Raw genomic sequence first — 12,118 nt, 5'->3', positions numbered from 1 at the left:
TTTTAAACCTGAGCGGTTTAGGACAACCCCGGTAACTCCCGAAGGAGATGCCGGGGTTGTTGGCGTGTCAAAAGGAGGGAAGTCTTCAATCCACTGCGTAACACTTCGCTGTATTGAAAGCGCTATTATTCAAGAGCCAGGTTGATTGTTTATCTAAACTACTACATTCACGAGAAGGGTGGATTACTATGTTTCAAATGGCCAAACGTGTACTCCTCAGCACAACACTGACACTCAGTTTACTTGCAGGGGGCGCACTTCCCTATCTGCCTGCTTCAGCGATCTATGCCGATGCGGATACCGCGGTTACCAACAAGCAGAACTTTAGTACAGACGTCATCTATCAGATCTTTACGGACCGCTTCCTGGACGGAAATCCTTCCAACAATCCTATCGGAGCTGCCTACGATGCCACTTGTAGTAACCTGAAGTTGTATTGCGGAGGCGACTGGCAGGGTTTGATCAACAAAATCAACGATAACTATTTTAGCGATCTGGGCGTTACGGCATTGTGGATCTCCCAACCGGTCGAAAATATCTTCGCCACGATCAACTACGGCGGCGTGATCAACACGGCGTATCATGGTTACTGGGCACGTGATTTCAAGAAGACCAATCCTTATTTCGGAACGATGGCTGACTTTCAAAATCTGATTACAACCGCTCATGCCAAAGGTATCAAGATCGTCATTGACTTTGCACCGAACCATACGTCTCCTGCCATGGAAACCGATACATCCTTTGCTGAGAATGGCAAGTTGTACGATAACGGTAATCTTGTTGGCGGATACACAAATGATACAAATGGATATTTCCATCACAACGGCGGCTCCGATTTTTCCTCCCTGGAGAATGGTATCTACAAAAACCTCTATGACCTCGCTGACCTGAATCACAATAACAGTACCATTGATCAATATTTCAAAGATGCAATCAAGCTATGGCTCGATATGGGCGTGGATGGCATTCGTGTTGATGCGGTGAAACATATGCCTCTCGGCTGGCAAAAGAGCTGGATGTCTTCCATCTATGCACATAAACCTGTATTCACCTTTGGTGAATGGTTCCTGGGATCCGCTACATCGGATGCGGATAACACGGAATTTGCCAATGAATCCGGGATGAGCCTGCTCGATTTTCGCTTTAATTCTGCCGTGCGTGACGCCTTCCGGGATAACACATCCAACATGTATGCTCTGGATTCGATGATTACAGGCACAGCGGCAGATTACAATCAGGTGAATGACCAGGTCACGTTCATCGACAACCATGATATGGATCGGTTCAAAACAAGTGCCGTGAACAACCGTCGTCTGGAACAGGCGTTGGCCTTTACGCTGACTTCACGCGGCGTACCTGCCATCTATTATGGTACCGAGCAGTATCTGACTGGAAACGGAGACCCTGATAATCGAGCCAAAATGCCTTCCTTCTCCAAAACAACCACTGCTTTCAACGTGATCAGCAAACTGGCCCCTCTGCGCAAATCCAATCCAGCAATCGCCTATGGCTCCACTCAGCAACGCTGGATCAATAATGATGTGTACGTTTATGAACGCAAATTTGGCAAAAGTGTAGCTGTTGTTGCGGTGAACCGTAATCTCTCCACACCAGCAAGCATTGCGAATCTAAGCACTTCACTGCCAACAGGCAACTACACCGATGTACTGGGCGGTGCACTGAACGGTAATAACATCACTTCCACCAATGGCAACGTCTCTTCCTTCACATTGGCAGCCGGAGCAACCGCGGTCTGGCAGTATACAACGAGCGAAACAACACCAACCATCGGGCATGTGGGTCCGGTGATGGGCAAACCGGGTAATGTCGTTACCATTAGCGGACGTGGATTCGGCTCCACCAAAGGTACCGTATACTTCGGTACAACATCTGTTACCGGTGCAACAATCACATCGTGGGAAGATACACAGATCAAAGTGACAATCCCAGCTGTTGCCGCAGGCAATTATGCTGTGAAAGTAGCTGCGAACGGCGTTAACAGCAATGCGTATAACAACTTTACCATCCTTACGGGTGATCAGGTCACTGTACGATTTGTCATTAACAATGCGTCCACCACACTGGGTCAGAACATCTATCTGACAGGTAACGTGGCAGAACTGGGCAACTGGAGTACGGGCACAACAGCTATTGGCCCTGCTTTCAATCAAGTTATCCATGCCTACCCAACTTGGTACTATGATGTGAGCGTGCCAGCCGGGAAACAACTGGAGTTCAAATTCTTCAAGAAAAATGGAGCGACCATCACGTGGGAAGGTGGTTCCAACCACACGTTCACCACACCAACCAGCGGTACAGCCACAGTCAATGTAAACTGGCAATAAGATAATCCGTCTATAAGCTAACCCGGAGTTACGCTAACGAGCGTATGCTCCGGGTTTTGCTGTACCTAGCGAGGTTGCTTAGATTGCTTCTATCCTCTCTCTGTTGAATGTGTACATGTGGGTTCAATTCATATCAATTTGATGTATCATACATGTCATTGATAGGTTCGGATCGATTTCAATGTTGTAGCGGCCAGAATACCTGTCGCCAGCAGTAATATGCCCACGCCTTGCAGCACAGAAGCTGCCCCCCATTGATCTGCCAATACGGAGACAATCGTCAATCCCAGAATAGGCGCTGTACTGGTGATTGTTCCAACTACGCCATAGACTCTTCCTTGCAGCTCGTCTGGAACGTCTGTCCTCAGCATAATCTGGGTGAGCATCGTACAGCACGCGAACATCGCACCTCCGCCCACGATTAACGGCAACGCCATGATTGGCGAGGATACATTCGCCAAAAAAATATAAATCGGCCCCAACACAATCAGACCGATAAACACCCATCTCCCTCTTCGCTTCAATCGTTTCCCCGAAGCAATCAGCAGCGCAGAGCCAATCATGTATCCCAGCGGAATACAGGTCTCAATTAATCCAAACTGCACCGGATTTGCCTCCCATACCTTGACCCCCATCACTTGAACCAGCATCATAGCTGACATGAAAAATAAGATCAGCACCGGATTGAGCAATACGATGGATCGGATCAAAGGATTCCGATAGATGTAGGCAAACGAACTACGCCATTCCTGAGCAAACGTGGTCTGCTGACTAACGGATCGCTGTACCTCTGGAAAGCGACCTGCCATCAGCACACAGACTGCGGACAACAGAAAGGTTGCCCCTGTAATTAATATGGCAACGAATCCGCCAAATGCAGCAACAGCAACTCCCGCCGCCGCTAGTCCGCTGATTCGGGCAAGATTATCCACCATATGAATGGTTCCCGTCGCTTGTTGAATATGCTCCCTGCCCACCATACTTGCTACAGAGGCGTGGAATGCAGGGGCCTGAAACAGGCTTGAAAACATGGAGAGTGAGAGCAACAGAAGCACCACCGGAAACGGAGCATGCCAACCGAACAGGCTAATCGCAATTAGCACAGCCATCACACCGCGGAATACATCCGAGGCCAGCATCAGCTTCCTGCGATCCAATCGGTCTGCAACCGTACCCGCCACCGATCCAAACAGAAAACTGACAGCCATATTGCAGATCTGTACAGCTGCCATGCTCTTTGCACTGCCTGTGGTCTGTAACACCCACAGACTGATCGCAATCCCATTGAAGCAATCCCCAAAAACCGAGATGCCATAGCCGTACAATATCCTGCGAAAGGTAACATTACGCCATAGTGTTCGCGGAGCTTTGGTATTATGCAATGCAGCTTGTCCATCTCGGTATCCGATAATCTCGGGCTCACTGGACGGGTTCATGCCCATACATCACGTTCCTCCCTAATCATGATTCGAGCCCATGCAGAACCAGGCACTTCCGCAGCATTGCCAGTCGATAAAGACATGACATCACGGAAGTGCCTGGTTGGCGTGCCGCAGGGATCGCGGCTGACTATGCTGTTATGGCACAGGATTACCCTTTCGAAGCTCCTGCCGTCAGACCCTGAACCAGGAATCGTTGCAGGAAAACAAACAGCAGGGTAATTGGAATAGCGATCAGTACCGCCCCCGCAGCAAACATCGTAAAGTTACTGTCCTGATAACGGTTGACCAGATCCCACATACCCACCGCAAGCGTCCAGTTCTCTTTCGTCCGCAGCACCAGCCGGGCGAAGATAAAGTCCATCCACGCACCGGTGAAACTGGTTAGTGCCACATAAGTCAGCATTGGTTTGGATAAGGGCAGAATGATGCTGGTGAATACTCGCAGGTGACTCGCACCATCCATGCGCGCCGCTTCGTCTAGGCTGCGCGGGATGGTGTCAAAGAAACCTTTGACGATAAATCCGCCCAGTACCGCTCCTGATGAATAGACCAGGATGAGCGCAGCATGGGTGTCGAGCAATTTAATTTGCAGCAAAATGATATAGATTGCAATCATGCTCATGAAACTCGGGAACATCCCGAGGATCAGCATGGTGGAGAGAATCGTTTTACGTCCACGGAAGCGGAAGCGGGACAGGGCATACATCCCAAGTGTCACCATCAACGTGGAAAAGATCATCGTGAAAAAGGCAATTTTCAGCGTATTCATATACCATCTGCCGTACATAAAGGACGGGTTATTGAACAGCTCACCGTAATGAGTAAGCGTGAATGCTTCCGGCCACAACCGTTCACTGAACAATGCCGCACCAGGTCTCAGAGAAGAGAGAAAGATCCAGAGCACCGGGTAGATGGAGACAACGGCGATGATCAGCAACAGCACATAACTCAGGGCCAAACGCAGCGGATTATTACGTGTCTTCATTGAATCATGTCCTCCTCCTTGAATGATTTGGAGCGGCGGAAGTTCCAGATAGAGAATGAAGCGATAATGAGGAAGATGATGATACCTACCGCTGAAGCCATGTTGAATTTGTTATTGTCGAGTGTGAGCTTGTAGAGCCAGGTTACCAGCAGGTCCGTTGCCCCTGCGTACTGGTAGTCTCCCCGTAATGGATTCCCGTTGGTCAGTAGGAAGATGACATTGAAGTTGTTGAAGTTTCCGGCGAACTGCATGATAAGTACCGGAGTTGTGGCAAAAAGAATGAACGGCATCGTAATGATCCGAAACTTCTGAAACGCGGATGCTCCGTCCACTTCGGCAGCCTCGTAGAGATCACGAGGGATGGCCGTCAATACACCCAGAATCAACACCATACTGACCGGAATACCGATCCACATGTTGACGACAATAACGGTGACCTTAGCCCAGAACGGATCTGTCAGCCAGGGTAATCCCTCCAGCCCAAATGCTCTCATGTACGTATTGATCGGACCAAACTGACCATTGAACAAATTACGCATAAGCAGCAAGGAGATGATCTGTGGGATCGCATAAGGCAAAATAAAGATCGTCCGCCACAGCTTTTTGAAGCGTATGCCCCGCTGTTCAATCAACAGTGCTACAAGTACGCCACCAAAATAGGTGGTGACTGTAGCCAGGATGGCCCAGATGACCGTCCAGGTCAGCACACCGTAGAATGTCTGGCTCCAGGATTTCAGCTGGATCAAATCACTGAACGTCTTGAAGCCTACCCAGTCCACGAGTTTGGCTGGCGGAATATGATCCGGGGCCGAATAGTTGGTAAAAGCAATCGTGATCGTAAACAGGATGGGCATAACGGTGAAGAAAAGAATACCTAGTGCCGGGATGGACAGGAACAGATACGGAAAGTTTTTGTCCATCATGTTCCGAAGCGATGCCGCTGCACCCAAGGTCTGCTTGCCTTCCTCCCTCCCGAGTCCCGTGACGTACGCATCCCGGATATTCAGGATGTAGATCAGAATAAACACAAAAAACACCAGCAGTACGATAATGCCATCAAGCAGCAAAAAGATGGAATGGTCTCCCCTTTGAAGTACGGTGGACCCATTCACTTTGACAAAACGCTGTGTATTTTCCCCCAGTGTCCATATGCCCCATACAGCCTGTGACAGGCGAGGAAGCAGGTACGCAAGCCCTGCTCCCTCCAGTAACAGTAGACAAATTCCCTTAATCCATTGTCGATTGTACAGCTGTCCAAGACCTTGCAGTATGATGGAACATATGGCCGCTGTCATCCGGTTCTGTCTTTCCCTGTTCGGTCCAACAGGCACCGGGACATGCTGCTGTTGCATTCGCTCTCTCCTCCCCGCCTATTGCTAACCTGTATACATTGAACAAAAGTGTACTTACACTGACCACTCCGATGACAGAACAAGCTTCCGATGGGTGATAAAGGCGAGCCTATGCTTCCGAAGTAGCTTTCTTTCAGAAAGCTTTTAGTTTCACTTCTTCAGCTTTCTTCTGTCCTCTACGTTTTGGTGTAAATATGAAGTTCAATTATGCAGCTCTTATGCATATCTTCGCACTCGTCGTTCGTCCTTATTGGACGGTGGCAAGGCTTTCCTGGATCTGTTTCACGGCATTGTCCAGCGATGCCTTCACGTCCTTATCGGTATCCCAGATATCCGTAATGGCCGACGTGATCGGTCCCCATACGCTGTCCATGGCAGGAAGCGAAGGCATTGGGGTCGAGTTGTTGAACTGTTCCAGGAACGCCTTATTGATCGGGTCCTCCTGCAACTTCGGATCAGCAGCCACGTTTTTGTTCGCAGGAAGTGTACCGTTCAGGTCAAAGTTCTCCATCTGAGCTTCTTCATTGGAAAGGAACGCTGCCAAGAGCTTCGACGCATTCGGGTATTGTGTAAATGCATTCACATAATAGGCTTTAACACCTGAGAAGGAGGTCATCGGTTTACCATCGATTGCCGGAAGCGGAGCAACGCCAAAATCAATACCTGCATTGCGATAATCGGCAATGGTCCACGGACCGTTAATGTCCATAGCCAGCTTGCCGCTGGAGAATAATCCTTTTTTGATATCATAGTTCACGTCACCCATCTTAAGCGGCAGCACTTCCGACTTCAGCGTCTGCAAAAACTGTCCACCCTTCTGGGCTCCTTCGTTATTCAGACCGAGATCTGCGCTATCCATCCCGTTATCCCCAAAAATATAGCCGCCCTGTGACGCCAAGAAAGCATAGTTATAGTAGAATTGCTGCAATTCCCACATCAGCGCATACTGATTGGACTTCACATTATTGAACGTCTTGGCGAAACTGATAATCTCATCAAAGTTTTTCGGAGCTTCTGGATAGAGTGCCTTGTTATAGAAAAGGGCGTAGGTCTCCACGCTGTACGGATAGCCGTACAGGATATCCTTGAACGTCACTGCCTTCAGCGCGTTGTCGCTGGTGTTCTCTGCGGTCTCTGCTTCGAATATGTCATTAGGCAGAATAAGTCCCGCCTCTGAAGCGCTACCAATCTTATCATGCGGGAAAACAACCACATCTGCCGCCAGACCCGCTGGGCCATCCGTCGTCAGCTTGGTTACCTGATCGGTTGGAGGTAATTCCTCCATTTTGACCGTTACCCCATATTTTTCTTCGAATTTTTTGGCTCTTTGTTCAATAAAGCTGCTTTGATTTTTATCCTCCCAGATCACCAGTGTTGCCCCTTCTTCAGGCTGAAGGTTCTCGGCTGTCAGTTGAACAACTTCCTCCGGATTCTCACCTGCCGTAGTTGGAGATGTGCTTCCGCCTCCCGTAGAGCACGCAGCCAGTGTAAAAGCCATCATGACGGACAATGTTGCCCCTTGCCATTTTCTCATGTAAAATGTCCCCTTCCCTCTGCTTGGTCCAACAAAGTTCGCGCTTTTCACCCTTTTGTCTGCGTATGTTGTCAGGTTTTGCATCCCATATTCCATTTTGCACAAACGTTTGCTCAAATGGGAGACAAGATGACCTATCCGTTCAATATGTAGGGGTAAACAAGTCAAGAAGTATGTAAATCCAACGATGTAAGCGCTACAATAACAATCACATCATACAATAACGATCTTTATTTGCACAAACGTTTGCACAAGCCATATTTGCTCAATTTTAACCAATTTCCTTCTTCTACCTACAGTAATTTCCTGTTTCCTTGTTCTGACTCTTTCTTCCTTAATTTCACTTCGCGTGCATCCCTTACTCGGCAGTTAGCAATTGATTTCTCGTATCCTTTGGATTACCATAGGAGAATATTTATACGATTGTTCAGAAGGGATTTTTTTACATGATTACGATCAAGGATATTGCCAAATTGGCGGGTGTTTCCCCTTCTACAGTGTCACGGGTGATTTCCAACCATCCTAGAATCAGCACCAAAACGTCTCTCAAAGTGAAGCAAATTATGAAAGAATTGAACTACCATCCCAACATCATCGCGAAAAGCCTGGTTTCCAAAACAACACATACCCTTGGGATTATGCTTCCGCGTCCTGCAGAAGAGTTGTTTCAAAATTACTTTTTCGGGGAACTGCTCCGAGGTATTATTACACATGCCACCCGTATGAATTATGAATTGCTGCTAACAACCGAAACATCATCAGACAATGAATTGCATGCGATATCCCGCCTTGTGCATGGCCGTAGAGTTGATGGTATTTTGTTGCTTGGGTCCAAGCGAGACGATCCCATCATTTCATTTTTGGAGGCGGAAAAGTTTCCTTTTGTGTTAATCGGTCGCAGTGAAGCTCATCCAAATGCCCCCATGGTGGATAACGATAATGTGCAGACTGCTTATGATGCGACGCATCATCTAATCGCTCAGGGACATACTCGAATCGGATTTGTCAGCGGTCCTCCGGACATTACGTTATCGCATGATCGTATGTTAGGATACCAAAAAGCGCTTGCCCAAGCCGGGCTGGATGCGGATAGTGATTGGATTGTGGAAGGTGAATTTCTGCAGGAAAGTGGATTCAGAGCGATGTCGCTGTTCATGTCCTTGCCGGACAGACCCACAGCAATTGTTGTCATAGATGACAACGTGGCCTTTGGGGTATTGAGAGCTCTTGCCGAGCTTCATTATCTGGTGCCTGAAGATATCAGTGTGGTCAGTTTTAACAATATTGCATTATCGGAACTGGCTTCTCCACCCTTAAGCTCTATCGACATCGGGACTTATCAGCTTGGTTATACAGCCGTTCAGGTATTGTTAAAAATTCTTAGTGGGGAACCACAGCTTCATAATCCGGTCATTATCCCCCATCGTCTGATCGTGCGTGAATCCTCACTCTTTTCCAAACCAAGGCCACCCTCAGATTGATTCATTTCGGGTTTCCGTGTAGTAATGCAAACGTTTGTCCTACACGGAATATGATGCTGTTATCCACCGTACGTAGGTGCATAGGTGCAAAAAAAGAAGCCGCATATACTCATGCGGCTTCCTTAATTCACACACTATTTCCGTACTCCATGCTTGGCTGCACTTCAATGGATTAATAAGAGCTCCAGCCTGCATCAGCTGTAACGACAGTTCCGTTCACGAAGCTGGACTCGTCAGATCCGAGGAACAGAGCCACTTTGGCAATCTCTTCACTCGTTCCAATGCGTGGGTTGATTGCCATCCCAAGCTGTTGCCGCCCTGCACCGAAATGGCTAATACCTGCCATGGAGGAGCTGATATTGGTTGCCACAGCGCCTGGAGCGATCGCGTTACAGCGAATGCCTTGCTCAGCATACATATACCCTGTATTTTTGGTGAAGCCCACGACCGCATGTTTGGAAGCTGTATAGGCTGCTCCTGCACGTCCGCCGTGTAGGCCCCCTGCTGAAGCAATGTTCACGATAACACCTTTTTGTTTTTCCAGGAAGATCGGCAATACTTTACGTGTTGTCCGCATCACACTGGTTGTGTTCACAGCGAACAATCTCTCCCACTTTTCATCCGTTACATCTGCTGCCGGCTCCATGCCATCCATAATTCCCGCATTGTTAACCAGAATATCTACTGTACCGTATGTGCTAACTGTCGTATCGATCAGATTTTGCACATCTTCTTCTTTGGCTACATTGGCCAGAACGACAATCGCTTCTCCGCCCTGTGCCTTAATATCATTCACTACCGCTTGTGCCGATTCTTCGTTAATATCCGATACAACGACTTTCGCGCCTTCTTGAGCATACAACGTGGCAATTGCTTTCCCCATACCTGAACCAGCACCTGTAACAACTGCAACTTTATCTTGAAGTTTCATTCCATGTATCCTCCTTTGTGTATTCGTTTACAATAAGTTAACAAACAAATGTTCATTAACTCTTATCCTTAGTATAATAAGTCATAGCGTTTCACTTCAATCAGTAAAAGCTTGTCCAGTTGTACGTTAAACAACACTTATAAGCCCGAATGTACTTTAAAGTGAACGATATAAATTGAACTAAACATTTACACGAAACGGAGAGGACAGAAATAACCTGAAGAAGCGTAAGCGTTCGCCTAAAAGCTTTCTGGAAGAAAGCTGCATCGGAAGCATATGCTATCCCCGGATTTACCCCTTTATAAAAAAGGAATCAAAAAAATCAGGGGATAACAGCGATCGGAAGGTTGTTCTGTCATCGGAGTGGCCAGTGTAAATATTCTTTAGTTCAACTTATATAGCGAGGAGGAAAATAGATGTCTGAAACTCTGAATTCGATGGACCGAAGAATCAAGAAATCAAAGGTTGCACTGAAGGATGCACTCGTCCATTTGATGCAAAAACATCCCTTTAAAGAAATATCGATTACGGATATTGTGCAGCGAGCCGACCTGAATCGGGGAACTTTCTACAGGCATTATCAGTACAAAGAAGACCTGTTCAACGAAATTATCGATGATGTGATTCAGGATCTGGTAACTTCTTTCCGCAAACCTTATCAGGATGAGGAAGAGTTCGAAGTCAATCTGATGCCCTCTTCGGCGATCACTATATTTGAGCATGTACACCAACACGCACAATTCTACACACTGGTTGTGAAATCTGAGGCCTCCTCCAACTTCCAGCGCATGATCTGTGATGTTCTTCGGGATCTCGCTTTACAGGATCTGAATCATATCTTCCCTCCGCACATCAACCATGAAATATTGGCAAGCTACCAATCTCATGCGATATTTGGCATGATCATGGAGTGGATCAGACAGGATTTCAAGCATAGCCCCGCCTACATGGCCGAGGAGTTGTTCAAGATCATCCATTACAAGCCGGATAACACTTTAAGGCGTCCCCCTGTATAGAAGTCTCCTTCTTAGCCGTTGATCCATATTGCCAAAATAAAAAGAACGGTTGAATCGGCAGGTTACCCTGCGTTCAACCGTAATTTGCGGATGTATCTTCCATATATGTATTTCTCATATCCTAGTGAGTAAATTCAGCAAAGAAGCTGGTGCTCCTCAGGCTCTGGTCCGTCTAGACTGTGTGAATGTAGCAAAATGCTAATATGAATCTCTTGTAAAGTTGGTATATAAAGATTCTAGTCGCCCGTCTACCAAGTGATTACTTTGCCGCTAATCCATCCGTACTTCCCACTACTTGTCCATACTTCGTACCACGTACGACCATCCGATGGATCATAAACGGAACCGCCCCAGTGTTCCAATTGATCTCCTTTGTCCACAACGGCAACAGCAGATCCGTTGATCGAAGGTATATCTCGCATATTTGCATGGGCCACCGATACGGTCACGAACTGCACTTTAGATGTGGAATACGCATTTCCTTCGTAATAACGACCATCCGATTGCTTCACCACTTTACTGCTCACCCATCCGATGCTCCCATCCGAAATACTTACCTGATACCAGGTACGACCGTCCGAGGGGTCAAAATTTTTGCGGTGCAAATATACAGCTTCATCGTCTTGGTATAGGATACCTACTGATCTTGCATTGATACTAGGTGCAACGCGCAGATTTATTTCTGAAGACGTTGGCTTCAGATAATCAATACTTTGTTCTGCTGACGTCTCAGACACAGCGTAGCTTGCTTCTTCCTTAAGCTTCTCTACTGCTATTTCCTGAGCCGTATCTTCTTGAACCTTGTTAACTTCCGTTTGAGCTTCACTCTTCGAGTCAACCGCTAGCTCTACCTGCTCTCCGCCTTGAACTACATCTGACTGTATAACTGGTTTGGTTGTCTCCTGTAATTCTTGGCTCTTCCCTTCTTCCTTAATGGTAATCTCAATCCCGCCACAACCGCTCAATACAATAGACGCTCCCAGCAGTATGGCAAACACCTTCTGACCCTTCATCGTATCCCTCTATTTCTGT

The 12,118-nt window shown here is 47.4% G+C and carries 9 protein-coding genes; 3 read left to right on the top strand and 6 right to left on the bottom strand.

Translation table 11 applies throughout. The features are described 5' to 3' along the window. Positions 1-188 precede the first annotated feature (188 nt). Positions 189-2,345 (top strand): alpha-amylase family glycosyl hydrolase, encoded by a 2,157-nt coding sequence (locus MKY01_RS05015; RefSeq protein WP_339285657.1) that lies wholly within the window; start codon positions 189-191, stop codon positions 2,343-2,345. Positions 2,346-2,500: 155 nt separating this feature from the next. On the opposite strand, the gene MKY01_RS05010 is transcribed toward MKY01_RS05015, so the two are convergent. From MKY01_RS05010 to MKY01_RS04995, 4 genes are all read right to left on the bottom strand, one after another. Then, positions 2,501-3,787, bottom strand: a complete 1,287-nt coding sequence (locus MKY01_RS05010) for an MFS transporter (RefSeq protein WP_282319314.1) — start codon at positions 3,785-3,787, stop codon at positions 2,501-2,503. 148 nt (positions 3,788-3,935) lie between these two features. Next, positions 3,936-4,772, bottom strand: coding sequence for a sugar ABC transporter permease (locus MKY01_RS05005; protein ID WP_017690474.1), 837 nt, complete (start codon positions 4,770-4,772; stop codon positions 3,936-3,938). Next, a complete protein-coding gene (locus MKY01_RS05000; RefSeq protein ID WP_282319316.1) occupies positions 4,769-6,124 on the bottom strand; it encodes a sugar ABC transporter permease in 1,356 nt (451 codons plus the stop codon). The genes MKY01_RS05005 and MKY01_RS05000 overlap by 4 nt, the downstream gene beginning before the upstream one ends. A 247-nt stretch (positions 6,125-6,371) precedes the next feature. Further along, positions 6,372-7,658, bottom strand: a complete 1,287-nt coding sequence (locus tag MKY01_RS04995) for a maltose ABC transporter substrate-binding protein (RefSeq protein ID WP_282319317.1) — start codon at positions 7,656-7,658, stop codon at positions 6,372-6,374. A 446-nt stretch (positions 7,659-8,104) separates the two neighbouring features. Between MKY01_RS04995 and MKY01_RS04990 the strand changes: the two genes are divergently transcribed. Continuing rightward, positions 8,105-9,139, top strand: a complete 1,035-nt coding sequence (locus tag MKY01_RS04990; protein WP_036672606.1) for a LacI family DNA-binding transcriptional regulator — start codon at positions 8,105-8,107, stop codon at positions 9,137-9,139. Between the two features lie 172 nt (positions 9,140-9,311). Here the strand turns inward: MKY01_RS04990 and MKY01_RS04985 are convergent, their stop codons facing one another. After that, positions 9,312-10,070, bottom strand: a complete 759-nt coding sequence (locus MKY01_RS04985) for an SDR family oxidoreductase (RefSeq protein ID WP_127550437.1) — start codon at positions 10,068-10,070, stop codon at positions 9,312-9,314. 416 nt (positions 10,071-10,486) lie between these two features. Between MKY01_RS04985 and MKY01_RS04980 the strand changes: the two genes are divergently transcribed. Next, the gene (locus tag MKY01_RS04980) at positions 10,487-11,086 is read left to right on the top strand and encodes a TetR/AcrR family transcriptional regulator (RefSeq protein WP_282319318.1); all 600 of its coding nucleotides are present in this window, start codon (positions 10,487-10,489) and stop codon (positions 11,084-11,086) included. Positions 11,087-11,334: 248 nt separating this feature from the next. Here the strand turns inward: MKY01_RS04980 and MKY01_RS04975 are convergent, their stop codons facing one another. Continuing rightward, positions 11,335-12,099, bottom strand: coding sequence for an SH3 domain-containing protein (locus MKY01_RS04975; protein WP_282319319.1), 765 nt, complete (start codon positions 12,097-12,099; stop codon positions 11,335-11,337). Positions 12,100-12,118 lie beyond the last annotated feature (19 nt).

It is taken from the genome of Paenibacillus sp. FSL R5-0486, from assembly GCF_037975155.1.
Lineage (GTDB): Bacteria > Bacillota > Bacilli > Paenibacillales > Paenibacillaceae > Paenibacillus > Paenibacillus amylolyticus.
This window is presented reverse-complemented; position numbering and strand designations above follow the sequence as displayed.

Bases quoted from the DNA above. Each gene is read 5' to 3' on its own strand.
- MKY01_RS05015 (WP_339285657.1), top strand. From the start codon at position 189: ATGTTTCAAATGGCCAAACGTGTACTCCTCAGCACAACACTGACACTC.
- MKY01_RS05010 (WP_282319314.1), bottom strand. From the start codon at position 3,787: ATGGGCATGAACCCGTCCAGTGAGCCCGAGATTATCGGATACCGAGAT.
- MKY01_RS05005 (WP_017690474.1), bottom strand. From the start codon at position 4,772: ATGAAGACACGTAATAATCCGCTGCGTTTGGCCCTGAGTTATGTGCTG.
- MKY01_RS05000 (WP_282319316.1), bottom strand. From the start codon at position 6,124: ATGCAACAGCAGCATGTCCCGGTGCCTGTTGGACCGAACAGGGAAAGA.
- MKY01_RS04995 (WP_282319317.1), bottom strand. From the start codon at position 7,658: ATGAGAAAATGGCAAGGGGCAACATTGTCCGTCATGATGGCTTTTACA.
- MKY01_RS04990 (WP_036672606.1), top strand. From the start codon at position 8,105: ATGATTACGATCAAGGATATTGCCAAATTGGCGGGTGTTTCCCCTTCT.
- MKY01_RS04985 (WP_127550437.1), bottom strand. From the start codon at position 10,070: ATGAAACTTCAAGATAAAGTTGCAGTTGTTACAGGTGCTGGTTCAGGT.
- MKY01_RS04980 (WP_282319318.1), top strand. From the start codon at position 10,487: ATGTCTGAAACTCTGAATTCGATGGACCGAAGAATCAAGAAATCAAAG.
- MKY01_RS04975 (WP_282319319.1), bottom strand. From the start codon at position 12,099: ATGAAGGGTCAGAAGGTGTTTGCCATACTGCTGGGAGCGTCTATTGTA.